This is a genomic window from Pseudomonas sp. NPDC087626 (assembly GCF_044743405.1).
Taxonomy (GTDB): Bacteria; Pseudomonadota; Gammaproteobacteria; order Pseudomonadales; family Pseudomonadaceae; genus Aquipseudomonas.
The window spans coordinates 100,284-126,152 of sequence record NZ_JBIUWJ010000010.1 but is presented as its reverse complement, the minus strand read 5'-3'; the positions used below and the strand labels follow the sequence as shown (position 1 = coordinate 126,152).

The following is a 25,869-nucleotide window of genomic DNA, read 5'->3' as shown; positions in this document are numbered from 1 at the left end:
CTCCATAAGCGCCAACACCTGCCGTCGGGCTTCCGGCGACAGCCTGTCGATGTCGAAATGCATTTAGGCCTCCATAGGCCCTTCAGCCCGCGATATCTTCTTGTTTGTCCTGCATGAGCTCTTCGATCACGCCGTTCGCAACGGCCCACTCGATGATTTCGTATAGGTAGGTCGCGTGCTGCATGCGGGTTTTTGTGGCGGCCTTGCGCAGGATCCGATCCAGCACAGGTTCGAAACGAACCTTCACCGGAATGGCGCGCTTTTGATTGGGGTCCATGTACATACGGGTCGTGCTCCTGGCTGTTGAAGTTGGTTATGCGGCAGATTTTTGGGAGGGGAACGGACGCTGCTCTTGGGCCGACAGGCTGCCGTCATCCTCGAGGGTCACGTACACATCGCGGCCTACTCGGATCGCCTTACTCAAGGCGCCTTGCGTACAGCCGAGCAACTGCGCGGCTTTCGTATGGCCGTGCTCTTTTGCAAATTCGGTAAGCGGGATACGGCGCATGGCGTCGTCCTCTACATAGATTTTCACGCCAAGTATGACCGCCGGTATTGTTGATAGTCAATACCGGCGATATTGGTTAAGCAAATACCGCAGGTAATATGATCCGCTGATGAAAAAAGACTCCCGAAGGCTTCCTCTCTCTGATTGGCAGCTGCAAGACAGCGAGCGGCTCAAGGCGATCTTTCAAGAGAAGCGCGGCGCGCTCAAGCTCACCCAGGAAAAGATTGCCGCCGAACTTGGTGACGGCGTCACCCAGGGGGCTGTCAGCCACTTCATGAACGGGCGAACCGCTCTGAGCATCAAGGCAGCAACAGTCTTCGCCAGAATGCTTCAGGTTCCGGTATCAGAGATCAGCCCTACCCTGGCTACTCAAGTGCAGAAGATGGCGTCCTCGCTGGATGGAGGTCGAGATGTACCTCCATCGACTCTCACGTCAAAAGAGGCCGCAAATACGCCCCTCCCTGCCGGCGAAGATATTCACGAGCCAACCGATGAGCGTTATGCGTTTATCCCTCAGTACACGGCTCGCGCGGCTGCGGGGGGCGGGCACGATAATCCGCACGTCGAGATTCGAAGCACCCTGGCTTTCAAAAAAGAATGGCTACGCGTTAAAGGGCTGAATCCCAAGAGCCTGAAGGTTATCTATGCCGACGGCGACAGCATGTGGCCGACGGTCAGCGACCATGACGTGCTGCTGGTAGACGAATCGCGGATCGAGCCAACAAGCGGCCATATCTATGTGCTGGCGAGCGCCGACAAGGGCGTCATCGTGAAGCGCTTGATTCAGGCAGCGCTGGGCAACTGGATCATCCGTAGCGACAACGAGGACAAGGGCGAATTTCCTGACCAGGTATTGTCTCGCATTGAGATCAATGAACACCGAATTATTGGCCGGGTAGTTTGGCGTGGCGGGGATTTGTAGGAGCTGATTATGGGACTCACCAAGCCCAACCAGCAGTTGCGCAGCGAACTCAAGGATCTAGGGCTTGACCTTGAGCAGGCTGCAGTCGAAGTGCTCAACATCACCAAGGACTGCCGAGATGTGGATGCAATTGCGGTCCTGAAGGTGATTGCGAAGCTCTACGAGAATGCGGATCGGGTGGCAGCCCTGGCGGATGAGGTCCGGGATGGTGTGATAACACGGGCGAAGGTTGAGTAGCCGCGGTGGAGATTTGTAAACCACGGAGCTCCATTGATTCCAAGGATAGGTATGACAAAGACAATAGCTTTGCCGATATTGGCGCTGCTTTTAGGTTGTAGCGCCAGAAGCCCGCTTCCGCTCCCAGAGGGCAACATGCCGATGACTGAACGCGAGTACCTAGAAGCTCAGCTTTTGCTCCTCAAAAAGCAAGAGCTTGCGACTGTACAGGCGAAGCCGGAGTGATTTAGCACGATGGGGATTTGTAACCGATCTGGAGGACTGACGACATGGCGCACTCACTTCGGTACCAGATTGGCGAATCCGTCCACACCATTGAGACTGAGGCAGGAAAGTTGCTCGAATTGGTAGCAACCCTTAGAGATGCAGGGGATGAAGAGCTGGCAGCAGCAGTTTCGGCCCAGGTGAACAAGCTACTGCAGGCTTCGGTAGCGCTAAGAATAGCTCTGGCGGACTGATTACCGGATTCACGCAATAGGGATTCGGAGGGGTGATGATGGGACTCAACAAACTAGAGCAAGACCTTAAACGCGACCTCCAGGGCGTAGCCTCCGACCTGAAATGGTCCGCCGTCGAGCTGCTGCGAATCGCTGAGCGCCTGAGCCTGGCCGGCAATGAGGCAGACGCCCAGGCTGTGCTGAAGATGTGCGCCGTGTTTCATGATGGCGAGGATCGGCTGGTGGGGTATGCGGATGAGGTCAGGGATCAGCGCATCACCAGGGCGAAGACAGATAGCTGATGTGGCTTTCCAAGGCCGAGATTGAGGCTGATGCGTGGGAGCTGCTCACGATCATCGAGGGCTTTCCGGATGCTAAGGGGCAAGCTGTCCGGGTATGCAGCAGAGGTGAGTGAAGCGCGAGTGATCAGAATGAAAACCAATTGATCGAGCTACTGCGAGCGTCAGAACTGAAGAAAGCCTTGAGTTCCGGTTTCGCCTCGATGATTAAACAAAATCAAGGAAGCATTGAATGCGCAACCAGAGTGATTTAGCGAAATTGAAAACCATCTTGTCCAGCAGAGTCTCTGACGATTATATCGATGAGCGATGTGACTCCGCTCTAGTCGTGACAATGGTCTCTCAGCTAAATGAAGGAAAGCTCGTATCTATGCTTTTTTCTCGAGAGACAGTGGCCATAAATAAAGATCCTGCAGCCTCCCCCCAGTTCGAGGCGGCTATGCGGTACGTAGCCAACATATCCATGAGCGAGGATAACGCTCGACGATTGGCGGTGAATATTCTTAAGGGCCTAGGGGATAGCATTGAGGAAATCCAGCACCCTGACGACAGCAGTGATGCAGGTGAATGAGGTGGGTAAGCCAATTATACTCTCCCATTCTGAAGCCCCTAACGGACAATTATTCCTGACCATCATTGGCGGCGATACCGAGCTTTTAGAGGCAGCTACGCGTGATGGGTTTGTAAACGCCAATAGCGAAATGTCCTCGAATCGGGAGCCATCCCCTGAGCTACCCTCTAGTCACCACCCGCATGCGTTCTCGCACTCCGTCAGCCCTGAGGCGACCAGTGACAATTCGATCATCGAAGAATATGCTTCTACCATGAACGCCACCCCTCTCGACGAACTCGCTTCTACCATATCCGCAATCGAAGAGCGGATGGACAAACGCATCGAGCGAATGGAAAGAGATTCGGAGCGCCGCGCGGACGATCTTCGCCGGGAAATGCGATTGCGTGAGAGGTCCGCACGACGAGAGTCAATTGCGATGAAGGGCGCACTGCAAGCCCACATCGAATCCAACGATAAAGCTGTTACCTCGACGCTTTCAGCTCTCGAGCGGACCGAAGCAGAATTCGGCAAGGTCAAGCAGGCGAATAAAGAGCAGCGCTACTGGATGGCTGGTATTGGCGTCGCAATAGTGCTGGGCATCATGGGTGCAAACGCCACGATATTTGGAGGCGGGAAGACCTTCTTCGATGGGGGAGCGAATTCCGTAATTAACCAGCAGCAAGTCGAAAAACTGATCCAGGAATCCCGGGCTCAATCAGAGGCTAACAACGCCCTGCTCAAAGAAATACAGGCTCGACAAGAGTCGATGGCAGTACCAAACCCATCGAAGCCATAGTTTGCACTCTTAGGGGTGAAGCCCGGCCCAGCGCCGGGCTTCTTGTATCTGCCCTTACCAGTTAGGATCGTTCCTCGCATCCATATGGAGAGGACGCATGAAACCCACCACAAATAAGCTCCTCAAGATCACTGCTTTCTTGGGTGCCTGCGCGTGCGTGACCTATGCGGCCATTGTAGTGAACCGGGAGGTAACCTACGTCCATGCGAAGGTCACCGGATCGCCAAGCTCCGACTCCAGGCGACAGGAGCTTCGATGGCCCGAAGAGGTCGAGCTGCCACGGCTTAGGGATTCATTCCTGAAAACGATGGAGCAGCCCCGCGCTGAAAACTGATAACGCTGGCAAAATATGCTGACCGAAATTTCACATATCTTTCACAACTTAAAGTCTATGGTTATCTCCGCTCCTTATGAACATCCCTTTAAGCCCGCTCCCCCCCATCGCGGGCTTTTCTTTGCCTGTAATTTGATCGTGTGAAGCCGACCCAGCGCCGGGTTTTTTCGTATCTAGCACCATTTCGTTCCTCTAACCTGGCGATCAGCGGCAATTACTCCACACTCCCATGGACTAAAATCGGGTTGAGCTATGGAGGCATTACGCATGGACAAGCCGAAAACCGTAGAAGAGATGCGAGCGCTGCTACTCAGCCAACGCCCCGACCTGAAAGATGATCTTGCTGAAATGTCAGATTTTGAGCTGCTGCGACTCATGGTCTGCATATATAAAAGCTCGATTCTCGTCAAAGAGGCTGAGCTGATTGAGATCGAGAAGCGGCTGGACGAGACTGCCAGGGTTCTCTTTTCTCCTGTGCTTCACTGAACTCATCGGGTCTATACGTCTGGACGGGCTTTTCGTGTCTGCCCTTCCCTATCCAGAATCCATGGCTACACTGAGATCAGCTGACAGATCAGCGCCCCTTCGACAGATTGCCCGCCCTTGAGCGGGCTTTTTGTTGCCTGCCGATCGCTAGAGCACAAATGTACTCTGCGACCTGTTGCCAATTCCGACCCGCTAAAATACTGTATGCACATACAGCAAAGGAGCACTGTGATGGCAAAGGCAAAGCAAGCACCAAAACCCCCGACCTCTTATGAGCTTCTCGGCATGCGGATCCATAAGATCATCAATACCCCTCGATCGCAGGCATCAAAGTCTGCCCTTTTAGAACGAGCTGCGAACGACTCGCCAGAGGACTGGGATCGCATCCTGGAAGAGATCGCTGAGAACGATAACGTGACCATTGCCCACCGCGATGATGGTGCAGTGCATATTTTCTGGACGGTACCCAAGGAAGACTGAATTCACCCATCCCTCTTTGCCCGCCGCTGTGCGGGCTTTTTTTTGGAACGTCGAAAATAATATGACCGGAGGTATTGACCAATATACAATACCGGCGGTATTGTTCTCCCATCGCAGCGCTACAGGGACTGCGAAGGGCCTCAACAGGCCCGCCGCTCTTTAACAGTCTGACGTGACCACCGCGACGTACCCAGGCCACTACCTGGGTCGGAAGAAGCTAAACCGCCGCCCATGCAGCCTCTGGATAGCTGCCGTACTCCCACATGTGAGTACGCGAAACCACGCAAGCCAGCCAGGAAGAGCACTGGACACGAAATGTGTGACCTGGCCAGAGATATGAATCGGGCGATGCGCGTGGTGGAGATGAAACACCCACAGATTTACTGATGCCGCTTCGATGAGGCGGCATTGGAAATCAACGGAGGGCAAGACGATGCGACCAGTAATGACGATGAAGGCGCTCCATGACAATTGCGGGCGCCGGACAGGAATCGAAGACGCGGCCGAGGGTAAGTTTCACGGCTGGGGAGTTGAATACGAAGAGTTCGAGAGCGGGCCCGGCAACTTCAGCGTGGCAATCGTCGAAATGGCTGATGGCACGATCCAGACCTTGATGCCTTGGGCGATTCGTTTTCTCGACAGTGACAAAGCGAAATCCGACGCCCTTGACCATTCGCTGAGGCACCCAATCAGCGCCTGAACAACCAGCGCCACGTCAGCCTGACGTTAACTGCCCGAGCACCTGGTACTCCCCAGCACCATGCCGCATCGGAGTGTGATCTGAATCCTGCCGCCAAGCAGCGAGCTTCCACGCAGCGAAGCCCGAGCAATGAACAGGGCTGATGCAGAGATTGGCACCTGCCAGATCACACCCCGATGCGGACGATTCTGCACCGCGCAACGCGGCCCCCTGCAATCACAGCTTGATAGGTGGCCACTGCCTTCCCAGTGAGCGAACCATAGGAGAATGATCATCATGTAATAGCTGACTGATCCACCTGCGTGGCGCAGCAAGCCTGAAGGCTGCGCCCAATACCCTGACAGGCAGCGGACAGTAGGCCGTCGATGTCACCGCGCATCAGCTGGGAAACCGGTAGGCCAACCGAAAAGACGACGAAGTACCGCAGGCGAGTCCGAGGGCATAGCTGGCCAGACTCGACGCACGGGAGGAAGCGCTCCCCGCCTGCATCCCCCTTCCCCGACACCACCCGCATGCACTCCCCTCCGCGCCCAACGGCAACCAGCGGAATGGATGAGTGCAGCCGAGTTTTGTTGGTTTAACACACGCCGATCTGGAGGCGCCCATGTCCACCAGCTATGCAGACAGTGCCCAGGCTCGAGAGTGGGACAAGCGCTTCGACGATTGGGGGCGCCCCAAAGCTCCGAAGGAAGACGACTTCCACGATTACGAGGCTGCCGCACTGGCGCTGAGTGAAGCTCAGGCGTTCCGCGCCGCGCTGCAATTGCAGGAGCGCAAGGCCACCGCCAAGCGCATCAACGCGGCAGTTGAACAAATCGGGGATTTCTTCGGCATGAATGGAGAAAAGACATGAGCCAGCAGCAACGCGATCACAGCAACGCGGTTTCTTGGATTGATGGCCAGATAGAGGAGCTCATCCAGAACCCAGGGAAGCCGAATGCAAGCGCAGGCGCTCATTCAGCGATCTACCTGGCCTTCATCCTCCGCGCCATAAGCGAAGATGAGCACCGGCACTACCGGGCACGCATCGACCAGATCTACGACACCTACAACGATTCGATCACGCAGGGAGCTGCAGCATGACCATCATCGCTCGTAACGCCAAAGCAATGACCGAAGCCCTGCAGCGCCAGGGCTTTTTTCTGGTCGCTGATCTACCGCGGCGCATCAAGATCAGCACGCGCCGCGGCATGTTGATTGCGAGGGTGTCGTGACGGCTCACCAGCGGGCGCGCCGCCTGCTGATTTGGCGCGGCTCCTTCCCCGCCCTAACCCTCTTTGCCTTCCTGATGCTGCTCAGCGCTCTAGCCGATCGCATCACTCAATAACTCACACATTCAAACGCTGCGCACCGCGCGGTAAGGAATAGTCATGTCCGCAAATAAACAAGCACTCGCGCAAGACTCGCTCGAAATGGGCGAAGCTGAAGACGCACAAAACTCTGTTGTCCCTTCGGTTGCCGTCACCGACATCGCCGAATACCGGCCGCACGAAGAACAGATCGTTCGCCTGGAAACGACTTACGCGAATCTGGTTGTCGACTGCTCGACCAGTGAGGGCTTGGCCAATGCGAAGGAAGTTCGCGTTGATATTCGTGATGTTCGCTATGCCCTGGCCAACACCACCAAAACAGCGCTGGTTCCCTATCAGCAGGCGGTTAAAGACGCCCAGGCTCGCGTCAACCAAGTGAAGGAGTTTGGCGAAACGCTGAAGGATCGAGTCTTGGCAATCGAAGCGCCCGTTGATGAAGCAATCAAGGCCGAAGAAAAGCGCGTCGCTGATGCGAAAGCCGAGCGCGAGCGTATCGAGGCTGAACGTGTCGAAGCCATCCGGGCAAAGATTACACGCTTCAGTTCTGTTGCCGCTGCTTATGCAAGCCGCAGTGCTGCTGATGTCGCAGCAGTTCTCCAAAGCGTCAAGGATTCGGTGATCCTGCCCGAAGAATATGCCGAGTTTGAAGCTGAAGGCACCATCGCCCGAGACAACGCTATTGAACAGCTGGAAGCGCTGCACAAGTCGGCTGTCGAACGTGAAGAAGCTGCCGCTAAGCTGCTGGCCCAGCAGAAAGAACTCGACGATCTGCGCGAAAAGCAGCGGATTGCCGACGCTGAAGCTGAGGAGCTGCGCAAGCAACGCGCCGAGGAAGACCGCCAGCGTTTGAAGAAACAGCAGGACGATCTGGACCAGCAGCGTCGCAACATGGAAGTGCAGCAACGCCAACAGCGCGAGCAGCAGGAAGAGCAACAGCGCCAGCAGCGCGAACGCGAAGTTCAGTACCAACGTGATCAGGAAGAATTGGCCCGTCTGCGTGCCCAGGCTGCCGCACCGGCCCCGGTCATTGTCTCCGCCGCGCCACTGATCGAAGAGCAGGTCGAAGTCGACCCCGTCAGCACCAAGGCGATCGCCGCTGAGGTCGACGACGTGACCACGACCGCACCTTCGGTTGAAGACATCGTCGAGGTTGTAGCTCTTGGCTTCGACGTGGACCTCGACACTGCTCGCGCCTGGCTTCGCGCCATCCGCTTCTAACCACCTTTCCATCTAAAGGCCGACACATTCATTGTCGACCACGGAGAGCGCAATGACCGACTCAGACACTCAAGCACCAACGGGCCTCGCCACTTACCACGATCCTTCGCACAACGCGGCAGCGCTCATCCTCGATCCAGGCACCATGAAGTCGATGAGCGACCTCGCGATGATGATGTCGAAGGGCGTGACAACAGTCCCCAAGCATCTGAAGGGCAATCAGGCTGACTGCATGGCGGTAGTGCTGCAAGCGATGCAGTGGCAGATGAACCCTTTCGCTGTTGCGCAGAAGACGTTCATCGTCAACGGCGGCGCGCTGAGCTACGAAGCGCAGCTCGTCAACGCCGTGATCACCTCCAAGGCACCAGTGAAAGGTCGTTTGAACTTCGAATGGTTCGGCGCCTGGGAAAACGTCATCGGGAAGATGCGCGAAGTCACCAGCAAAACCAAGAAGGACGAGGACACCGGCGAGTTCAAGAAATACCGCGTTCCTGCCTGGAGCTTTGACGACGAGAAAGGGCTCGGAATCAGGGTCTGGGCAACCTTCAAAGGCGAAGACGAACCCCGCATTCTGGAGCTTCTGCTCACTCAGGTCCGCACCCGGAACTCCACGCTTTGGGCGGAAGATCCGAAGCAGCAGATTGCCTACTTAGTGACTAAAAAGTGGGCTCGACTCTTCTGCCCTGACGTCATCCTCGGCGTCTATACGCCCGATGAGTTCGAAGACTCATACGGCGGCGAAATAGATATCACCCCCGCGAAGCAGGCTTCAAACACCGCTGCCGCTGCCGGTGTTTCGTTCGGTCCGAAATCCCCCTCGCCGGAAATAGACGGAGTATTCGCAGACCTTTTGGTTGTCGCGAAGCGGCAGGACATCGACGCCTATGCGACAGCCTGGGCAGGTCTCAAGCCTAAGCAACGTGCCGCGATCGGACTGGAATGCCACGAAGCGCTGAAGAACATGGCGGCAACCGTTGATGGCGACTTTACCGACATGACTGGCACCAATGATGGCCTGGCCCAGGCCGAGGAAGCGGCGTAGTGAGAGCGGACCTTCAAGGCACTGAAAAGTGGCATGCAGACCGATCTGGCCGAGTAACAGCCAGCCGGTTTAAAGACGTGATGGCCTGGGGGAAACCTGACAAAAATGGGAAGCGCGAGCCTATGGGCGCGCGCACCTCATACATGCGCGAACTGTGCTTCGAGCGTCTAGCAAAGAAGTCCAAGCAAAACGTCAGCAGCGCTTCCATGAAGTGGGGTCACACCGAAGAACAGAAGGCTCAGGATGCCTACGAGATGCTGACCGGCAACATCGTCGTGCCGTCAGAGTTCATCGTTCATCCGAAGTACGACTGGCTCGGCTGTTCACCAGACGGCCTGATCAACGATGACGGTGGCACTGAATCGAAATGCCCTTTCAACGAGGCAATACATGTCAGGACTTGGCTCGAAGGCATGCCCGAAGAACACATGCCGCAGGTCCAGGGCTGCATGTTCGTCACAGGTCGAAAATGGTGGGACTTTCTGTCCTTTGATTCACGCCAAGATGAAGAGTGTCAGCTCTACATCGAGACGATTTACCGCGACGAAGACTACATTGCCAACCTGCACAAAGAGCTCGTCCAGTTCAACCTGGAACTGAATCGCATGGTTGATGAGGTCGCGGACAAAGCGCGGGCGCAAGCCCATAGATTAGGAGCTTGAGCATGATCAGCAATCACCTCAGTCTGGTCGAGCAGCTTCGGCCCAAGTCGAACGAACTGGCGGCCCAGGTCGCCCAGTTCCTGGCCAGCGGCGGCCAGATCAAAGTTGCCGAGCCAATCGGCTACAAACCAAAGCCAATCAGCTACAGCAATCAGATGCCGCCGGCACCCAAGCCGTTTGTTCGGCGCCGGGTTGAAGCTCCTCCCCCGCCACCAACTGCATTCGATGCCCGCCAGCAGGCGCGTGAAAAGCTGGTCGATCAAGTTCGCGGGTTGAGCACTACGCACACCCAAGTGGAAGTTGCGGCAGCCGTTGGCATCAGCAGGAAGGCTATCTACAACATCGCCAAAGAGCATGACATCACATTCCAGCGCCCAACCCGGGGCGGCGCCAATGACTCGGCGCGACTCAAGCAGGTTGCGGCCCGGGACGCGAGACTCGCCGAACGGATCAGGGCGTTCCTTGAGCTGGGCATCACCCGCCGCCAGTGCTGCGGCAGGCTGGCCATCGGCAACAAAGCCTTCGAGCGGATCATCAAGGCCCACGGCATCGACTACCCCAAGGCTCATCAAGGCAGCACTTCATGCGCCGCATAGCTCGTATCCAGCAACGCAAACGACAAACCTGGCTGGATCTGCCGGCCAGCGATTTACAGGAGGCCGGCCATGGCTGCCGCACAGAAAGACCGATCAGCCAAGACTGCGGCGAAGCGAAAGAGCCGCGGCGAGGAAGAGTTGCGACTCCATACCCTGGCCGGCACCCGGCAAGCGCTGGCTGAGTTGATGGCCTGGAGCGGCATCGAGGAACAGGGCGAGGCCATCACGCTGATGATTCATCACCTGCACGGACTCGGCCCAGGCGGCGCCCTTCCACTGCTCACACCTCCGCGCCACGAAGTCACGGTATCACCGGCTGTGGCGCGGAAGCTTGAACACTATCGGATATCAGAAGAAAGACGATTGGGGCAATTAGTATAAGGCACCGGTTCAAAACCAAGGGGCTTTATACTTTCGGATTTCATCTGAGATAGCCTGGACTCCTTCTTCACCTATAGACGGTCGATCATGAGGCTGATGCAGCAGCTCATTCGCAGATGCTGTAATAAATGATGAATTTGGCCCCGAAAAATGCTTGCGCGCATCCTGAAGATACTGATTATCGTGCATCCATGTATCGGAGCCCGGCACCTTCCAGGCATTCAAGCAAAGGCGAGGCTTGCTCCACTGAGTGGTGATTTTTAGCCAGATAGAATCCTCACCTTCAACTCTCACGCAAACGAACGGTCGCATACCAGACTGCGGACCCTCGGTTGTCGTTATCTCCGGATCGCTGAAAAGAGCGGCACTATCCAAGATAGCTACTGCTCCAGGCTTTATTTCATCTAGTCCGAGGGTCAAACGCGCTCTCCTTGTCCGGCTCCATGCCGGTCACCCGTAATACCTCACCACAAACCAAATTGCCACCACCGGTCACGGAGGGCGGCGCCTGCCCGAGGTAAACGAAATGCCTGTACGCCATAGTGCAATCCACAAGATCGACAAGAAGCCAGACGGCAGCCCAGCAGTGTTGCACCTGGCTTCCGCTGAGCAGGTTGAAAGCCAGGCCCGCGACGATCTGATGCAGCAGTTCAACGAAAGCTACAACGCCACCACCGGCAAGGCCTGGGGCTTCTTTCATCATGAGTCAGGCGCTCACCCGCTCAGCGGCTGGCTCGGCAAGTACCTGGCCGGCGTAACCGACTTCCTGGCCTTCAGCACCACCGCCGTCGAACACCTGACCAAGCTGATGGAAGAGTCGAACCTCACCACCGGTGGGCACGCCCTCTTCTGCCACTACCAGCAAGGCATGACAGACTATTTGATCATCGCCCTGGTGCAGGAGGCCGAAGCGGTAACCATGACCGAAGAGCTCAGTCTTTTGACGGTCAAGCGTCTGGACCTCGATCACATCCGCTTGGCGGCGCGCATCAACATCAGCGAGTGGCAGAACAACCGGCAGTCGAAGCAGTACATCTCGTACTTGAAGGGAAAGCAGGGTCGAAAGCTCAACGACTACTTCCGCGACTTCATCGGCTGCCAGGAAGGGATCGACGGCCCCGGCGAAACCCGAACCTTGCTCAAGGCGTTCAGTGACTTTGTTGAAAGCGAGGATCTGCCAGAAGAATCGGCACGCGAAAAGACCCAGACCCTGGTCAGCTACTCCATGTCCCAGGCCAAGCTTGGCGAGCCGATCACTCTTGACGAGTTGTCAGGCCTGATCGACGAAGACCGCCCGAAGAACTTCTACGACTTCATCAAGGCGAAGGACTACGGGCTTTCCGACACCCTGCCGCCGGACAAGAAGACCCTCAACAAATTCCGGCGCTTCACTGGCCGGGCCGAAGGTATGTCGATCAGCTTCGAGGCTCACCTGCTTGGCTCGAAGATCGAGTTCGACGAAGCCGGCGGCACGCTGACATTGCGCGGTCTGCCTACTCAGCTCACCGAGCAGCTCAAGCGCGCAGCCGCCTGACACCCGCCGCGACGCCGCAGCCCGGAGCGGGCGCGGCGCCCTTCTGGAGAGAACCCATGCAATCAGTCATTTATGCGGGCCTGCGTAACGGCTCCCGTGATCAGCAGATCCACGATGCACTTGTTTATAAACACGTTGCCGAGGTCGCCCAAGACTTCAAGCTGTCTCCGAACACCGTCAGAGCAGCCGCCAAGCGCATTGAAAAAGCTGTTGTGTTCGAACTCAGCCTGCTTGGGGGGGGGCAGCCAATGCCCATCGGCAAGGTCGCGGCTGACTGCTTTCGCAACGCAGCTCTCGGTGCCTACCGAAACTATCACGGCACCTTCCGCAACCTTGAGCTGCCCTGCTGGGTGATAACCGATGGCACCCAGAAGATCGAGGTGATGGAGCTTCGCAAGATCGATACCGGCGAAGTTTCCCTGTGACCTGAAGGTCAATCGTCCCCGTCGTCGTCCTCTTCATTTAGGATTTTTTCTGCCTTCCTTGCGGTAGTCGTCGCAAACCCGTAGCAGACCCAAAAGTCTTGCTCGGTAACGGTGGTTGAGCCTTCAAGATTCTCCAGGCAGCGCTTCAGCGCGTGGATGATCAGACCATCATCGAGGACATTTCGGGCGGCGTCCGCTCCATCTTTCGAGCGTATCGATTCTTCCAACTGCTCAACTTCTGTGATCTTCCCGCGCAGCGCTGCTTTCGAAAAAGCATCGCGCTCGATGATCTTGGTCCACGAATGATCAACCAACTTCACTGACATAAACCTCTCCTTGATCCGGCGTAATGCCGGGCCGAACACAAATACCCCACTTCACCCAATCACGCCACCCTGGCGAGGGCGGCTCTTGCACGCAAGGACTGAAAATGACCTTTATAACATCCGTCACCCTGCCATTCAGTTAGCGTTAAGCAACCCCTCAATTTCAATGCGCTGCCTGTACTCCAAGACGCGACCAAAATCAATTTTTCGGAAACACTTAAGATTTTTATTGTTGGTCATCAGGGCTTCGATGGCACGGTACGCGGTGAGATGAATTTCACGCTTGGCTTCTAGATGATTCTCATCAAGAGCAGCATTAACAGGATTGCAGAGATTTACTTCCCCTTTCGTTCGCCAACGCTCTAGTCCTTTAATGAATAGCGCGGCTTCGCTGGGATTATGTGATAGGTAATTGACAAAATGACTACCACACTCACGCAACTCTTCTTCCGTAAGGTGATAGCCATTAACAAGCGGGACATCAAGGGCACTGAAGAAAAAACCTAAATCTTCAGGAAATAGAGGCATTAATAAATTTCTAGCCTGTTCCCTGCGCCGAATAGCAAATCTTTTGAAAGCCCCTCGAGCAACTGCCAGGCCAAACCATAAAAGAATGGAAAGCCCGTAGGTCGGCCACGCCAGAAGAACCGCGAAAATAAACAGCAGACCCATACTCCCTCCCTAGTGCAGTGTGCATTCCACCGTAGGCCGTGCGCGCATAGCGCTATCAGCGACATCAATGCTAACAAATTGCCATTATCAGGTGTATCCCCATGCTCACGGAAAACAAACCGGCTGATACCTTCGGCCCGAACGGCCGCACCTTTCACATCCATCTGAGCGTGCGCGGCGCGCTGCGTGACTTCAGCAAACGCCAGCTCAAAGGCATGTTCCGCATGGAGGGTGGCCGGGAGTGCACAGCCGATGAGGCCAAGGACCACCTGCTCGAAGCGCTGGCCCAGGGCAAAGAGGTGCTGCCTTTCGGCCCTCCCTGTGATGGATTCGATTTCGCCGGCTACGGATGTCCCGGCCACGACAACCCGCCACCGGTTGTGAATGCCCATGATCTGGTATCGATGGAGATTGCAGGATGAGCGAAGTTCATCGCTACAAGGTTGTGACAATGCTTTCAGGGGGCGGGAACCAAATTGGCTACGACCTACACGGGCCAGAGGTTGTCATGGCTTCCGAATTCGATCGGGTCACCGCCGAGCGTGATGGCCTACAGCTGAGCCTAACCACGGCAGACCAGACCATCGACGACCTTCAGACCGCAATCGCTCGACGCAACGGGCGGATTGATGAGTTGGTAGCGCAGCTTGCCACTGTCAGCCGAGGGCCCTGTGAGTTGATTGTCGGGGACGAACTGCCATGACCCACAAATGCTACCGGCTCGACCCGAACGTGCGCGTTATTACCGACCTTGTGACCGATGAACAGATGCAGGGCTCCTTCCACGGCACTAACTTCGGCCACGACGACTTCCGCGGGCTGCTGGCCCAGGGCTGCATCAAGGCCTTGGCCGGCTGGCACCAGGGCCACACTCTGACAACGATCCTCGACGAACTGCGCCTGATCACCTGGAACAAGCAGACGGGCAAGATCAAGGTCACCGCCAAAGGTCGCCACTACATTTGGCTTGCCTTCAAAGGCCGTCCGGGCGTCTGATGCCGAAAGGAGTACATCTGTACTCCAACCGCAAAACCTGTAACCCGCCCCCCCTGCAAAGTCAGCCGCTATAGCGGCAACCTATCGCTATTTTCTCGCGTCAATCCATTGTAGGAGCGATGGAAAGAAACCATTTACAAAATTAACGTACTTCCCAGTTTGCGCAGACCACGCAGAGACTTCACAACCATCATTCCCGCCGCCAAAATAAGTGACCCTGGCCTTACTTCCAGAAATACTATCCCATATGTGAGTATCATCCTGAACAACTCTTACTCCCAATATCAGAATATCATCAACCGACTTGCAGACCTCTGCAAATGCAGTTTTTTGACGCATCACAAAATCAGGCCCGACAATATTTTTTTTGCCTTTGGCATACATGGAAATGGCCGGAGATAAACTCGTATCAACCTTACACCTAACAATTGTCTCCTGCAGACTCAGTACTTTAACAGGAACATCAATTGAGACCGTCCCACCAAAAACACAGTTAACGAACTGCTCAGGCGGAATCCGAGGCCAAAAATTAATAGATCCGTGGGGCTTTAAAAGTCGAATAGCTGAAGTCGTATCGTTGTGATTATAGGTAATGGGACGTCCACAAAGTCCAGCAGCCAATTCGAACATCAGGTCGTAGTTCAAACTAGCAAAAACGACATTTTTATCTTTAAGAGAATCTATCATCACTCGATAATAGCTTTTATACCTAGGTCGAAAAGATGCCAGATAAGCAGCCATCTCTCTATGAAACACCTGCATCTTATCCGAATGCCGCTCATAGAATTCTGCCATCCCTAACTCAAAGCTATCCTCAAACAGCAACTTAAGTTCTGGTGAAACTTTCGAAGCCACACCTCCAAGATCAAACAATCGTGAAAACAGATCATTACCTAATGGAGGAGTCGAAACTCTTAAAGGCTCACTACCAAAACTCGCCCCAGCTCCTAAAAGCACAAGCATATACGGCTCCTGTTTGCAGTATTGACGACCTGCTTTATATCAGAAGTTCGCATCAACTCATAAGAAAGACATCGGAAGCCCCCAATCTACCTACCAGCCTGCCGGTGAACGGCGGGCGAGGCAAAGCCATGCTCAAACAAATCGGAAAACTCATCACTGAACCACTGTGCAAAGGCGACGAGAGCCGACCGCTTCGGTGGCGCCTCGGGATGCGACTGAACCACATCCACAACGACCTGCATTCCAATCACCCGCGCCTCTGGAACGCCATCGTGATGGCCGGCCGAGCACTGATCTGCAAGCCATTCGGCCATCGCTGGACAAGGTTCGAAGCCGTGAAGTACGGCGACTTTGGAAACTCCAGGACGTGCAAGATCTGCCGCATCAGTCATGGCCAGCACCGCAGCATCGACACCTACCACGAAACCCATCGCCCCGGCGGCTGGACGAAGATCGAGAAACCCTAACCCCCTCCCCAACTTCTGCCGCCACGCGCGGCATGGAGCAATACGCCCATGGTCAGATACAAGACCGTAGAACAGTTCTCTCGGGAGTCGGGCTATACACCCGACGCCATCAGAACCAAAATTCGCGACGGAAAATGGCCGAAGCACCTTGTATGGCGGAAAGCGCCAGACGGCAGAATTTTAATAGACGTAGAAGGATATTACTCATGGGTCGAGATGGGGGAGGCGTCCGCGCCGCATCTGCAAGTAGTATCGAAATCACTTTCCAATACCAAGGCGTCAGGTGCCGCGAGCGCATCGCGCTTAAGCCCACCGCCGCTAACTTGAAAAAGGCCGAGCAACACAAAGCTGCTATCGAGTATTCGATTGCGAACGGTACTTTCGATTATGCCGCAACGTTCCCAGATTCGAAGCGCGCTTTCACGTTCAGGCGCACCGATGCCGGCCAGACTATTGGGAATTACCTATCGGAATGGCTGGAAAGGAAAACTCCGACGCTCAAATCAAGCACCGTCGCGTTCTATGGAACTACCATCCGCGCAACTCTCAAGCCAATGTTCGGCGACCTACCTCTAAGTGAATTATCCAAAAAGATCATCAGAGAAAAGATGTCGGCCTATCAGGTGTCCAACAAAACTCTCACGAACGTACAGAGCTGCCTGCGCTCTGCGCTCAACGACGCCGTTGAGGATGAACTATTGGAGAGCAACCCGCTATCTGGGTGGGCCTACAAGAATCGCGAACAGCTCAAGGAGGAAGATGACGTTGACCCCTTCACTCGCGAAGAGCAACTAGCGATATTGGCAGCAGCCAGGGGCGAGACGTGGCCACAACTGCAGTTCTCTTTCTGGACAGGTCTACGACCTAGCGAACTGATCGCCCTGGAATGGGGGGATATCGATTGGATCGCGGGGGAGATAAGGATCGTCAGGGCCAAGACGCGGGCTGCAAAGGAGCCAGAGTCCACCAAGACGTTAGCTGGGAGGCGCACCGTGAAGTTGCTGGCTCCGGCGCGAGAAGCGTTGCTCAAGCAGAAGGAGTTGACCTTCCTCGCTGGCGGCAGGGTGTTTCTCAATACAATCACCGGGGAGCCCTGGAAGCATGCCGGATACATCTACCGGGTCATCTGGATGCCGGCGATGAAGAAGTCGGGGGTTAGGTGGCGGCGACCCTATCAGAGTCGCCACACCTATGCTTCCATGATGCTATCTGCTGGCGAGAATCCAATGTGGGTCGCCAAGCAGCTCGGCCACAAAGACTGGACCATGATCGCCAAGGTTTATGGTCGCTGGATGCCCTCCGCAGATGTAGGAGCCGGAGGGCGAGCCGAGGCACTTTTTGCCGGTAATGACAGCGTTATGACAACATATCCTCTAGACAGTACGGTTTAACTCGAATCGGTCCAGGTTCATCACCTTGGTCCAGGCCGCCACGAAGTCCTTGAGGAACGCCTGTTGGCCGTCGCTGCTGGCGTACACCTCCGCCAGCGCACGCAGTTGCGCGTTGGAGCCGAAGACCAGGTCGACGCGGGTGGCGGTCCATTTCACTGCCCCGCTATTACGGTCGCGGGCTTCGAAGGTCTCGTTGCTGTCCGAGGTGGGTTTCCACTCCACGCCCATGTCCAACAGGTTGACAAAAAAGTCGTTGCTCAGGGTTTGCGGCCGTTGGGTGAAGACACCGTGGGCGGTGTGGCCGACGTTGGTGTCGAGCACGCGTAAGCCGCCCACCAGGGCAGTCATTTGCGGTGCGGTGAGGGTCAGCAACTGCGCCTTGTCGATCAGCAACGCCTCCGCCGACACCCGGTAACGGGTCTTGAGGTAGTTGCGAAAGCCATCGGCGATCGGTTCGAGGAAGCCGAACGACTCGACATCGGTCTGCTCCTGGCTGGCATCCATGCGCCCCGCAGTGAACGGCACTGTCAGGCTGTGCCCGGCGTTTTTCGCCGCCTGCTCGATCCCGGCGCTGCCGCCCAGGACAATCAGGTCCGCCAGGGAGATTTTCTTGCCGCCGGCCTGGGCGTTGTTGAACTCGCGCTGCACGGCTTCGAGTTTGCCCAGCACCTGGGACAGTTGCTCGGGTTGATTGGCCTGCCAGAACACCTGTGGCGCCAGGCGCAGGCGCCCGCCATTGGCGCCGCCGCGTTTGTCCGAGCCACGGAAGGTCGAGGCCGCGGCCCAGGCGGTGGACACCAGTTGCGCCACGCTCAGGCCCGAGGCCAGGATGTTACCCTTGAGCGCGGTGACATCGCTGTCGTCGACCAGGACGTGGTCAAGCGCAGGAATCGGGTCTTGCCACAGCAGCTCTTCGTTGGGCAGTTCCGGTCCGAGGTAGCGCGAGAGCGGGCCCATGTCGCGATGGATCAGCTTGAACCAGGCGCGGGCGAAGGCGTCGGCCAGTTGCTCGGGATTGTCGAGGAACCGACGCGAGATTTTTTCGTAGATCGGGTCGAAACGCAGGGCCAGGTCCGAAGTGAGCATGCTCGGGTTGCGCCGTTTCGAGGGGTCATGGGCATCGGGAATGGTCCCGGCACCGGCACCGTTTTTCGCCGTCCACTGGTTGGCGCCCGCCGGGCTTTTGCTTGGCTCCCAGTCGAAACCAAAGAGGTTTTCCAGGTAGTTATTGCTCCAGCGGGTCGGTGTGGTGGTCCAGGTCACTTCCAGCCCGCTGGTGATGGTGTCGCCGCCCTTGCCGGTGCCGAAGGTGCTTTTCCAGCCCAGGCCCTGCAACTCAAGGCCGGCGGCTTCCGGTTCGGCGCCAACATGATCGGCCGGGCCTGCACCGTGGGTCTTGCCGAAGGCGTGGCCACCGGCGATCAGGGCCACCGTTTCTTCATCGTTCATGGCCATGCGCGCGAAGGTTTCGCGGATGTCCTTGGCCGAAGCCAATGGATCCGGGTTGCCCTCGGGGCCTTCCGGATTGACATAGATCAGGCCCATTTGCACAGCGGCGAGCGGGTTCTCCAGGTTGCGCCCCTGGTCGGTGCGGCTCTCTTCCTCGCCATGCAGGTCAGGCTCGGCCACCAGGGTGCCGTCGCCAGGTTCCTGCATCGGTTCCTGATCCTTGCCATAGCGTGTGTCACCGCCCAGCCACTTGTTTTCCGAGCCCCAGTAGACATCTTCATCCGGTTCCCAGACGTCCGCTCGCCCCGCGGAAAAACCGAAGGTCTTGAAGCCCATGGACTCCAGCGCGACGTTGCCGGTGAGGACGATCAGGTCGGCCCAGGAGATGTTTTGCCCGTACTTCTGCTTGATCGGCCACAGCAGGCGGCGGGCCTTGTCGAGGCTGACGTTGTCCGGCCAGCTGTTGAGCGGGGCAAACCGCTGCTGCCCGGAACCCGCCCCGCCCCGCCCGTCACCGGTGCGGTAGGTGCCTGCGGCGTGCCAGGCCATGCGGACAAACAGCGGCCCGTAGTGGCCGAAGTCCGCCGGCCACCAGTCCTGGGAGTCGGTCATCAGTGCGTTGAGGTCTTGCTTGAGCGCCGCAAAGTCGAGGTTTTTGAACGCCTGGGCGTAGTTGAACCCCGGGTCCAGCGGGTCGGACAGCGAAGAGTGCTGGTGCAGGATGTTCAGGTTCAGTTGGTTCGGCCACCAGTCGCGGTTCTTCGTGCCACCGCCAGCGGCGTGATTGAACGGGCATTTCGATTCAGTTGCCATGTGTGAGCTACCTTTGGTCGAATTCATCCAGCTATTTGGCCCGGGATGGGCGCGATATAGCGACGAGCGAAATCAATGACATAGGCTGCAGGGCCGATAGCTCGATCAACCGATCGGGAGGGTCACACGGCAAAACATGCGCGCGGCAAGCAGCTTGCCGGCAACGGTGACCAACGTTAGGCCTGGTAAACGTGCAACGTCTTCCTGTCTCCTAGTCAGCGCTAATCCGGCCGGCTCGCGCCAGCGCAGAATTAAGGCTAGTCCCCAGTCATGGACAGGGCAAATAGCGCCAGTATTGCTTGGCGATAGAGATAATCTTTTATCCGCGCCCATAACGTCGTGCAAGCATCAAGGCTGTCAGCGTTCTGCTGTACGGGCGAGGTCCCGACCATGAATACGCGCGCATGCTCCACGGCGTTCCACGAAGCGGGCCATGCCTTGGCTTTCTGGTGGAATGGCCGGCCTATCGAACGGGTCACCGTTCGCACCCCGGCCGAAGCCGCCAGCGGCCCGATGCTGGATCTGCACGGCAATCTGCAGCAGGTCGAGGGCCTGGTAGAAGCCAGTTATTTTGTCCTGCGTCCGTCCGCCGAGGCCCCCGGAGTGGCGGAATACCTGCCGTCGATGGTGGAGTGGATCGAGCGTGACCTGCTCAACTGTTTTGCCGGCCCGATAGCTGAAGCGATCTACCAGCAAGCACCGCCCGAGCAGTGCTTCAAGAGTGGAGGCCGAGGGGACTGGCTGCGGGGCGAAGAGTTGATCAGCCTGCTGCCTGCGCGAAAGTTGCTCGACGCCCACTCCCGCGCTATCGCCCGCTCCCACTGCCTGCTGCAGCGCTATTGGCCGGCTGTCAGCACGCTGGCGCAGCGACTACAAACCCAGGGCACGCTAGACGGGCAAACCATCACCGCACTGTTGTGGGAGCTCAGCGGTGAATCGCCCGAGCGCCGCGATCACACCCTGGCGAGCCTCGACCGGCCAGGGCGTGATCGCGAAGAACCCGAGGCCCCCCCGCGCAGTGCCAGGCTGCCTCGTCATCGTTGACGACCATCGCGAGCAAGCTCGCTCCCACAGGTTTGGTGGGTGTGATACCGGATCTGCGAACACCCAAAAACCACTGTGGGAGCGAGCTTGCTCGCGATGGCGTCAGCACAGCCAGCCATAGAATCTCCCACCAGGGAGATTCATGCGCCTCGGCTGCTCTTACCACTCCCATCGATCGTTCATTCCAACCCCTCCTGCAACAGCGCCTTTCTCACCGCCGGCCGCTGATAGACCCGGGCGTACCACCCCTCGAGATGGCTCAATCCGTCGAAGTGAATATCGGCCTTATAGTAAGAGCGCAACCACCCCGCCTGGCCCCAACCGATGAGGGCAAACAGGTAGGCATCGGCGACCGTGAACCGCTCGCCGAGCAAATACTCACGGTCCGCCAGTTGCTCGTCGATCCAGGCAAATCGCTGTTCAAGCTTGGGCTTGGCGGTGTCCACATACTTGCCGGCCAACCCGGCATACAGCAACGGGATGAAGCCTTTGTGGATCTCCGAGGAGAGAAAACTCAACCACTCCTGCAACCGGTACCGCGCAAGCGTGCCATTGGCGGGTGCCAGCGCGGATTCGGGCCGCTGATCCGCCAGGTACTGCACAATCACCGGCCCCTCTCGCAACCGCGTGCCATCGTCCAACTCCAGGATCGGCACATAGCCCAGCGGGTTGACCTGCAGATAATCACCTTCGCCCACCACCGTGTGCTGGCGGTGATCGACCTTGAGCAACTGGACGTCCAGCCCCAGTTCATTAATCACGATATGCGGCGACAGCGAGCAACTACCGGGGATGTAATACAGCTTCATGGGCGACTTCCAAAAAGGGTGAAGCCACATTCTTGGCGATCAGGTATATAAACGGAAGAAGGCAATTTTTTATCATCTAGGTACATAAAATATACCTGCCAACACCCTGAGGAAGGCTCGATGAAACACAACGTGACCGGCTGCTCCGTCGAAGAAGCCATGCGCCTGCTCGGTGGCCGCTGGCGCTTGCTGCTGGTGTCCTACCTGCTCGATGGCCCCAAGCGCTTCAATCAACTGCGCCGTGACGTCCCCGGGATCTCCCAGCGCATGCTGACCCTGGACCTGCGCGCCCTGGAAGACGTCGGCCTGGTCAAACGCACGGTGTACCCGAGCGTCCCGGTCAAAGTCGAATATGAACTGACCGAAGACGGCAACCGCCTGCGCCCGGTGGTGGCGGTGATGCAGGAATTTGGTGTGTGGCTCAAGCTCAGCGGCCGCGCACGGATGCCAGTGGAGACTGCAGGACTGGCAGCAGAGGGATGAACCCTGGCTGTGGCAAACTGCGGCTCGATCGGCACAGCACAACTCGTCACTCACCATTCAACTGCAGGACTGCTCAAGCAAGGAGATGCAAGCCAATGCCAACCGTCCGCGTTCGCCCACTGCTCAAGACTGACATTCCAGCCTTGCTCAGATTTGAAATCGCCAACCGCGACTGGTTCGAATCGCAGATCGATCCGCGCGCCGCTGACTTCTACTCAGTGCCGGGGATTACCGCGCACGTCGAGGACTATCTGCGCGGGTTTACCGAAGGGACCTGGCAGCCCCTGGTGCTCGAAGAAGCCACGCAGGGCATTGTCGGGCGGGCCAACCTGAAAGATATCGACTCGACCCTGGGCTGTGCAGAGGTCGGTTATCGGATCGATCACCGCTTCTGCGGCCAGGGCCTGGCCACCCTGGCCCTGCGGCAACTGATCCACCAGGCCCGTGAGCGCTGGCAACTGCAGCATCTGGTGGCGGATGTGTACAAGCGCAATGTCGGCTCAAGCAAGGTGCTTGAACGCTGCGGATTTGTCCTTGATCCACGACCCGCCGCAGACCCACGCAAGCTCGATTACCGCCTGGTCCTGGGGCGCTGATGAGCGGTCACTGCGCCTGGAAGGTCTGCAGGTAGGCCAGCAGGTTGTCGATTTTCTGCGGATCGCTCAGGCCCCAGAAAATCATGCGGGTGCCCGGCACGACTTTTTTCGGCGCCTCCAGATAGGCGGTGAGGGTTTCGCGGGTCCAGACGAGGTTGGCCGCGCGCATGGCGTCGGAGTACTGATAATCCGTGGTGCTCGCGCTGGGGCGGCCGAAAATCGAGTTCAGTTGCGGGCCGAACGAGGCGCGCGCCGATTCGCCGACCTGATGGCAGCCGCCGCAAATGCGGCTGAACAGTTTCTCGCCGGCCGGCACATCGCCCGCGGCCCAGGCGCCGGTGCTGAGCAGCCAGGCGAGCATCAGTGCTACGGTGTTCTTCATCCTGTGGATCCCATCGGTTATTGCTGACCAGCAGTGTGGGCGGCTATTGGAGCACGCGACCCGGCCTCAGCCCAGTCTCGGCTGAAATTTCTTGCGGTAGGCCGCCGGCAACAGGCCAACCCGTTGCTGGAACAGCCGGCGAAAAGAATTGCCATCGGCGTAACCCACCGCGTAGGTGATGCTGTCCAAGGTCATGCGGGTGGATTCCAGCAGTTGCTTGGCCTTTTCCAGGCGCAGGGTTTGCAGGTAGGCAATGGGCGTAGAGCCAGTGGCTTCCTTGAAGCGCCGCTTGAAGTTGCGCACCCCGAAGCCGAATTGCCGGGCGATGTCGTCGATCAACAGCGGCTGGGCAAAACGCTCCTCCAGCCACTCCTGGACCCGCAGGATCTCGCCATCGCCATGGTTCTTGGGCAAGGACCACAGCGCGTACACCGTTTGCTCGCGGCGCACGTTATCGATCAGCAGGTACTTGCCACAGGTGTGGGCCAGCTCCAGTGAGGCAAAGCGGCGGACCAGGTGCAGCAGCAGGTCAATCGCCGCACTGGCCCCTCCGCTGGTGATCAACTGCTGGTCTTCACAGATCATCTGGTCCTCGTCGAGATCGACTTCGCGGTAACGCCGGCGCATGTAGTCGGCAAACGCCCAATGGGTGGTGGCGCGCCGACCATCCAGCAAACCGCTCTCGGCCAGCATGAACGACGCGGTGCAAATCGACGCCATCACGGCGCCCTGCTGGTGCTGTTGCCGCAGCCACGGCCCATAGACGGCGAAGGTCGGCAAGGCATCCTTGAGGGTGAAGAGGAACCCGGGAATCAGCACCAGGTCGGTGCGGTGGATCTCGGCCAGCCCATGATCGACCCGCAACATCTGCCCTCCCCCAGCGGCCACAGGAGCGCCGTCGAGCGAAGCGCTGACCACCTCAAATGGCGGACTGTCGCTGAACAGGTTGGCCGCATTCAGCACTTCCAGGGCAATGGTGGCGGCGGCGGCAGAACAGTGCTCGGCCAGTAGCAGGGTGATATGCATGGAGGACTCGTTTGCGCTTTTCGCATGGTTTAAGTCATTTGTGCACCTAGCTTAGCCGATTGGCCAGCTCTACAGTGCAGCGATTGTTTTCCTGGCTCCCGTTTCCGGGAATACGCTTTCGCTGGCCAACCAGCTCCATAAAAGGTACCTCGTATGAATCTGTGGTTTCGCTTGCTGTGCATGCTGTTTCGTCGACCGTGGCGCCAACCGGTGAACGGCCTGGCCACCACCGTCGTGCGCATGCGCGTCTGGCCGCTAGACCTGGACCTCAACCGCCACGTCACCAACGGTCGCTATTTCACCCTGGCCGATGTCGGGCGCATGGACTACGTACTGCGCAGCGGGGCATTTCGCGTGGCCCTGCGGCACAAGGCGGTGCCGATAGTCGGTGATGTCTGGGGCAAGTTCCGCCGCGAGCTGAAGCTGTTCGAACGCTTCGAGATCCACACGCGGATACTCGCCTGGGACGGCAAATGGAATTTTATGGAGCACCGCTTCGTCAGCAACGGCCGGGTGGTGGGCGTGGTGGTGATGCGCGGGTTGTTCCGGTCCGGCAAAGGCACGGTAGCGCCCAGCGAGTTCGTCGAGGAGATGGGCCTGGCTCCGCAGTCGCCGCCGCTGCCCGAGTGGTTGGTCGCCTGGTCCCAGAGCTGTGACGACCTGAGCCTGCAACTGCGCGACGAGGAACGGGTCACGGCCTGAGGCCCTGTGGGGTGAAAGGAAGAAAAACCGAATTTCGTATACCCTATAGCAACCTCATTCCGAAGATTCGCCGCCGTGACCCAATCCAGACTCAACGCTCCCGACCTAGGCAATACGCCTTCGACTTCGGAAATCATCACCCGCCATCTGCGCGACGCCATTGTCGCCGGGCATTTTGCCGAGGATGAGCCGATTCGTCAGGATGACATCGCGCGCCAGTTCAACGTCAGCAAGATCCCCGTGCGCGAAGCCCTCAAGCGCCTGGAGGCCGAAGGCCTGGTGATGTTCCAGCGCAATCGCGGGGCGATGGTCACGCGCATCTCCGATGCCGAATTGGCGCAGATGTTCGAGGTGCGCATGCTGCTCGAAGACAAGGTGCTGCGCCTGGCCATTCCCAACATGACCGAAGCCACCTTCGCCCGGGCCGAGAGTATCTGCCAGGAGTTCATTGGCGAAGATGACGTCGGGCGCTGGGCCGAGCTCAACTGGCAACTGCACGCCTGCCTCTACGAGCCGGCGCAACGGCCCTTCCTGGTCAGCCTGATCCGCTCGGTCAACGACAAGCTGGAACGCTACCTGCGCATGCAGATGAGCCTGTCGGCCGGTAAGGAACGCGCCGACCACGAACACCGGGAAATCCTCGCGGCCTGCCGGGCCGGCGACGTCGACCTGGCGGTAAAGCTGCTCGATGAGCACATCGCCGGGGTCTGCCAGACCTTGTTCGAGCACCTGCCCCACGCCCATTGACTTTGCGCTGTACTGTGCCGATTTCGTCATCGGCAGCAGATAAATCCATCAAGCCGGCACCCCGCTGCAAAGGCCACTCTTCT

At 57.7% G+C, this 25,869-nt stretch carries 39 protein-coding genes; 29 read left to right on the top strand and 10 right to left on the bottom strand.

Annotated features, from left to right (window positions below; genetic code table 11):
- Positions 1-82 precede the first annotated feature (82 nt).
- Both ACIOVD_RS10990 and ACIOVD_RS10985 read right to left on the bottom strand, forming a co-directional pair.
- Positions 83-283, bottom strand: a complete 201-nt coding sequence (locus ACIOVD_RS10990; RefSeq protein WP_039012569.1) for a hypothetical protein — start codon at positions 281-283, stop codon at positions 83-85.
- 30 nt (positions 284-313) lie between these two features.
- The gene (locus tag ACIOVD_RS10985) at positions 314-508 is read right to left on the bottom strand and encodes a Cro/CI family transcriptional regulator (RefSeq protein WP_028236757.1); all 195 of its coding nucleotides are present in this window, start codon (positions 506-508) and stop codon (positions 314-316) included.
- A 109-nt stretch (positions 509-617) separates the two neighbouring features.
- Here ACIOVD_RS10985 and ACIOVD_RS10980 point away from each other — a divergent pair, with 109 nt between their 5' ends.
- The 17 genes from ACIOVD_RS10980 (at position 618) to ACIOVD_RS10900 (ending at position 10,961) form a co-directional block, all read left to right on the top strand.
- The gene (locus ACIOVD_RS10980; RefSeq protein WP_401127606.1) at positions 618-1,430 is read left to right on the top strand and encodes a helix-turn-helix transcriptional regulator; all 813 of its coding nucleotides are present in this window, start codon (positions 618-620) and stop codon (positions 1,428-1,430) included.
- A 9-nt stretch (positions 1,431-1,439) separates the two neighbouring features.
- A complete protein-coding gene (locus tag ACIOVD_RS10975; RefSeq protein ID WP_401127605.1) occupies positions 1,440-1,667 on the top strand; it encodes a hypothetical protein in 228 nt (75 codons plus the stop codon).
- A gap of 496 nt (positions 1,668-2,163) precedes the next feature.
- Positions 2,164-2,406 (top strand): hypothetical protein, encoded by a 243-nt coding sequence (locus tag ACIOVD_RS10970; protein WP_401127722.1) that lies wholly within the window; start codon positions 2,164-2,166, stop codon positions 2,404-2,406.
- A gap of 229 nt (positions 2,407-2,635) precedes the next feature.
- Entirely contained in the window at positions 2,636-2,974 is a 339-nt protein-coding gene (locus ACIOVD_RS10965; RefSeq protein WP_169901774.1) for a hypothetical protein, read from the top strand.
- Position 2,975: 1 nt separating this feature from the next.
- Entirely contained in the window at positions 2,976-3,752 is a 777-nt protein-coding gene (locus tag ACIOVD_RS10960; protein ID WP_401127603.1) for a hypothetical protein, read from the top strand.
- A 97-nt stretch (positions 3,753-3,849) separates the two neighbouring features.
- Positions 3,850-4,086, top strand: coding sequence for a hypothetical protein (locus ACIOVD_RS10955; protein WP_401127601.1), 237 nt, complete (start codon positions 3,850-3,852; stop codon positions 4,084-4,086).
- Positions 4,087-4,353: 267 nt separating this feature from the next.
- Entirely contained in the window at positions 4,354-4,572 is a 219-nt protein-coding gene (locus ACIOVD_RS10950) for a hypothetical protein (RefSeq protein ID WP_302098355.1), read from the top strand.
- A 231-nt stretch (positions 4,573-4,803) separates the two neighbouring features.
- Entirely contained in the window at positions 4,804-5,052 is a 249-nt protein-coding gene (locus ACIOVD_RS10945) for a DUF1654 domain-containing protein (protein WP_320334175.1), read from the top strand.
- A 445-nt stretch (positions 5,053-5,497) separates the two neighbouring features.
- On the top strand, positions 5,498-5,752 hold the full coding sequence (locus tag ACIOVD_RS10940) for a hypothetical protein (RefSeq protein ID WP_401127598.1): 255 nt from the start codon (positions 5,498-5,500) through the stop codon (positions 5,750-5,752).
- 604 nt (positions 5,753-6,356) lie between these two features.
- Positions 6,357-6,605 carry a hypothetical protein gene (locus ACIOVD_RS10935; RefSeq protein ID WP_401127596.1) on the top strand — a complete coding sequence of 83 codons (249 nt, stop codon included), beginning with the start codon at positions 6,357-6,359 and terminating at the stop codon, positions 6,603-6,605.
- Positions 6,602-6,835: a hypothetical protein gene (locus ACIOVD_RS10930; protein ID WP_401127594.1), complete on the top strand. Its 234-nt coding sequence runs from the start codon at positions 6,602-6,604 to the stop codon at positions 6,833-6,835. The genes ACIOVD_RS10935 and ACIOVD_RS10930 overlap by 4 nt, the downstream gene beginning before the upstream one ends.
- Positions 6,832-6,966 carry a hypothetical protein gene (locus ACIOVD_RS10925; protein WP_256669770.1) on the top strand — a complete coding sequence of 45 codons (135 nt, stop codon included), beginning with the start codon at positions 6,832-6,834 and terminating at the stop codon, positions 6,964-6,966. The genes ACIOVD_RS10930 and ACIOVD_RS10925 overlap by 4 nt, the downstream gene beginning before the upstream one ends.
- A gap of 156 nt (positions 6,967-7,122) precedes the next feature.
- Positions 7,123-8,280 (top strand): hypothetical protein, encoded by a 1,158-nt coding sequence (locus ACIOVD_RS10920; RefSeq protein ID WP_401127592.1) that lies wholly within the window; start codon positions 7,123-7,125, stop codon positions 8,278-8,280.
- Between the two features lie 52 nt (positions 8,281-8,332).
- Entirely contained in the window at positions 8,333-9,322 is a 990-nt protein-coding gene (locus ACIOVD_RS10915; protein ID WP_095169228.1) for a RecT family recombinase, read from the top strand.
- A complete protein-coding gene (locus ACIOVD_RS10910; RefSeq protein ID WP_401127590.1) occupies positions 9,322-9,984 on the top strand; it encodes a lambda exonuclease family protein in 663 nt (220 codons plus the stop codon). The genes ACIOVD_RS10915 and ACIOVD_RS10910 overlap by 1 nt, the downstream gene beginning before the upstream one ends.
- A gap of 2 nt (positions 9,985-9,986) precedes the next feature.
- Positions 9,987-10,580 carry a hypothetical protein gene (locus tag ACIOVD_RS10905; protein WP_401127588.1) on the top strand — a complete coding sequence of 198 codons (594 nt, stop codon included), beginning with the start codon at positions 9,987-9,989 and terminating at the stop codon, positions 10,578-10,580.
- Between the two features lie 69 nt (positions 10,581-10,649).
- Positions 10,650-10,961 carry a hypothetical protein gene (locus ACIOVD_RS10900; RefSeq protein WP_401127586.1) on the top strand — a complete coding sequence of 104 codons (312 nt, stop codon included), beginning with the start codon at positions 10,650-10,652 and terminating at the stop codon, positions 10,959-10,961.
- 9 nt (positions 10,962-10,970) lie between these two features.
- Here the strand turns inward: ACIOVD_RS10900 and ACIOVD_RS10895 are convergent, their stop codons facing one another.
- The gene (locus ACIOVD_RS10895; protein WP_401127584.1) at positions 10,971-11,381 is read right to left on the bottom strand and encodes a hypothetical protein; all 411 of its coding nucleotides are present in this window, start codon (positions 11,379-11,381) and stop codon (positions 10,971-10,973) included.
- Between the two features lie 106 nt (positions 11,382-11,487).
- Here ACIOVD_RS10895 and yejK point away from each other — a divergent pair, with 106 nt between their 5' ends.
- Positions 11,488-12,495, top strand: a complete 1,008-nt coding sequence (yejK, locus tag ACIOVD_RS10890; RefSeq protein ID WP_401127582.1) for a nucleoid-associated protein YejK — start codon at positions 11,488-11,490, stop codon at positions 12,493-12,495.
- Between the two features lie 56 nt (positions 12,496-12,551).
- Entirely contained in the window at positions 12,552-12,920 is a 369-nt protein-coding gene (locus tag ACIOVD_RS10885; protein ID WP_401127580.1) for a hypothetical protein, read from the top strand.
- An 8-nt stretch (positions 12,921-12,928) separates the two neighbouring features.
- Here the strand turns inward: ACIOVD_RS10885 and ACIOVD_RS10880 are convergent, their stop codons facing one another.
- Both ACIOVD_RS10880 and ACIOVD_RS10875 read right to left on the bottom strand, forming a co-directional pair.
- Positions 12,929-13,246 (bottom strand): hypothetical protein, encoded by a 318-nt coding sequence (locus ACIOVD_RS10880; RefSeq protein WP_401127578.1) that lies wholly within the window; start codon positions 13,244-13,246, stop codon positions 12,929-12,931.
- Between the two features lie 135 nt (positions 13,247-13,381).
- Entirely contained in the window at positions 13,382-13,918 is a 537-nt protein-coding gene (locus ACIOVD_RS10875) for a hypothetical protein (RefSeq protein WP_401127576.1), read from the bottom strand.
- A gap of 101 nt (positions 13,919-14,019) precedes the next feature.
- Between ACIOVD_RS10875 and ACIOVD_RS10870 the strand changes: the two genes are divergently transcribed.
- The 3 genes from ACIOVD_RS10870 to ACIOVD_RS10860 all read left to right on the top strand — a co-directional run bounded on the left by ACIOVD_RS10870 (position 14,020) and on the right by ACIOVD_RS10860 (position 14,914).
- Positions 14,020-14,340, top strand: a complete 321-nt coding sequence (locus ACIOVD_RS10870; protein WP_401127574.1) for a hypothetical protein — start codon at positions 14,020-14,022, stop codon at positions 14,338-14,340.
- 86 nt (positions 14,341-14,426) lie between these two features.
- On the top strand, positions 14,427-14,621 hold the full coding sequence (locus ACIOVD_RS10865; protein WP_401127572.1) for a hypothetical protein: 195 nt from the start codon (positions 14,427-14,429) through the stop codon (positions 14,619-14,621).
- Complete coding sequence (locus ACIOVD_RS10860) at positions 14,618-14,914, top strand: hypothetical protein (RefSeq protein ID WP_401127570.1); 297 nt, start codon at positions 14,618-14,620, stop codon at positions 14,912-14,914. Before ACIOVD_RS10865 ends, ACIOVD_RS10860 begins: the two co-directional genes overlap by 4 nt.
- Positions 14,915-15,001: 87 nt before the next feature.
- Here ACIOVD_RS10860 and ACIOVD_RS10855 read toward each other — a convergent pair whose 3' ends face one another.
- Positions 15,002-15,877, bottom strand: coding sequence for a hypothetical protein (locus tag ACIOVD_RS10855; protein WP_401127568.1), 876 nt, complete (start codon positions 15,875-15,877; stop codon positions 15,002-15,004).
- A gap of 209 nt (positions 15,878-16,086) precedes the next feature.
- Between ACIOVD_RS10855 and ACIOVD_RS10850 the strand changes: the two genes are divergently transcribed.
- Positions 16,087-16,344: a hypothetical protein gene (locus ACIOVD_RS10850; protein ID WP_401127566.1), complete on the top strand. Its 258-nt coding sequence runs from the start codon at positions 16,087-16,089 to the stop codon at positions 16,342-16,344.
- A gap of 206 nt (positions 16,345-16,550) precedes the next feature.
- Positions 16,551-17,735: an Arm DNA-binding domain-containing protein gene (locus ACIOVD_RS10845; protein ID WP_401127564.1), complete on the top strand. Its 1,185-nt coding sequence runs from the start codon at positions 16,551-16,553 to the stop codon at positions 17,733-17,735.
- On the opposite strand, the gene katG is transcribed toward ACIOVD_RS10845, so the two are convergent.
- Entirely contained in the window at positions 17,718-19,997 is a 2,280-nt protein-coding gene (gene katG / locus ACIOVD_RS10840) for a catalase/peroxidase HPI (RefSeq protein ID WP_401127562.1), read from the bottom strand. The two genes, ACIOVD_RS10845 and katG, sit on opposite strands and share 18 nt — an antisense overlap.
- Positions 19,998-20,387: 390 nt before the next feature.
- Here katG and ACIOVD_RS10835 point away from each other — a divergent pair, with 390 nt between their 5' ends.
- Positions 20,388-21,041 carry a hypothetical protein gene (locus tag ACIOVD_RS10835; protein WP_401127560.1) on the top strand — a complete coding sequence of 218 codons (654 nt, stop codon included), beginning with the start codon at positions 20,388-20,390 and terminating at the stop codon, positions 21,039-21,041.
- A 179-nt stretch (positions 21,042-21,220) separates the two neighbouring features.
- Here the strand turns inward: ACIOVD_RS10835 and gstA are convergent, their stop codons facing one another.
- Entirely contained in the window at positions 21,221-21,850 is a 630-nt protein-coding gene (gene gstA / locus ACIOVD_RS10830; RefSeq protein ID WP_401127558.1) for a glutathione transferase GstA, read from the bottom strand.
- Positions 21,851-21,970: 120 nt separating this feature from the next.
- On the opposite strand from gstA, the gene ACIOVD_RS10825 reads away from it, so the two are divergent.
- Together ACIOVD_RS10825 and ACIOVD_RS10820 are read left to right on the top strand one after the other, a co-directional pair.
- Positions 21,971-22,333, top strand: a complete 363-nt coding sequence (locus ACIOVD_RS10825; RefSeq protein ID WP_095169129.1) for a helix-turn-helix domain-containing protein — start codon at positions 21,971-21,973, stop codon at positions 22,331-22,333.
- A 95-nt stretch (positions 22,334-22,428) separates the two neighbouring features.
- The gene (locus ACIOVD_RS10820; RefSeq protein WP_401127556.1) at positions 22,429-22,929 is read left to right on the top strand and encodes a GNAT family N-acetyltransferase; all 501 of its coding nucleotides are present in this window, start codon (positions 22,429-22,431) and stop codon (positions 22,927-22,929) included.
- A 7-nt stretch (positions 22,930-22,936) separates the two neighbouring features.
- Here ACIOVD_RS10820 and ACIOVD_RS10815 read toward each other — a convergent pair whose 3' ends face one another.
- Together ACIOVD_RS10815 and ACIOVD_RS10810 are read right to left on the bottom strand one after the other, a co-directional pair.
- A complete protein-coding gene (locus tag ACIOVD_RS10815; protein WP_320332410.1) occupies positions 22,937-23,311 on the bottom strand; it encodes a cytochrome c family protein in 375 nt (124 codons plus the stop codon).
- Positions 23,312-23,377: 66 nt separating this feature from the next.
- Complete coding sequence (locus tag ACIOVD_RS10810; protein ID WP_159996443.1) at positions 23,378-24,337, bottom strand: GlxA family transcriptional regulator; 960 nt, start codon at positions 24,335-24,337, stop codon at positions 23,378-23,380.
- Between the two features lie 153 nt (positions 24,338-24,490).
- On the opposite strand from ACIOVD_RS10810, the gene ACIOVD_RS10805 reads away from it, so the two are divergent.
- Positions 24,491-25,039, top strand: a complete 549-nt coding sequence (locus tag ACIOVD_RS10805) for an acyl-CoA thioesterase (RefSeq protein WP_401127554.1) — start codon at positions 24,491-24,493, stop codon at positions 25,037-25,039.
- A 75-nt stretch (positions 25,040-25,114) separates the two neighbouring features.
- Positions 25,115-25,786, top strand: coding sequence for a GntR family transcriptional regulator (locus ACIOVD_RS10800; protein ID WP_095169124.1), 672 nt, complete (start codon positions 25,115-25,117; stop codon positions 25,784-25,786).
- Positions 25,787-25,869: the final 83 nt, after the last annotated feature.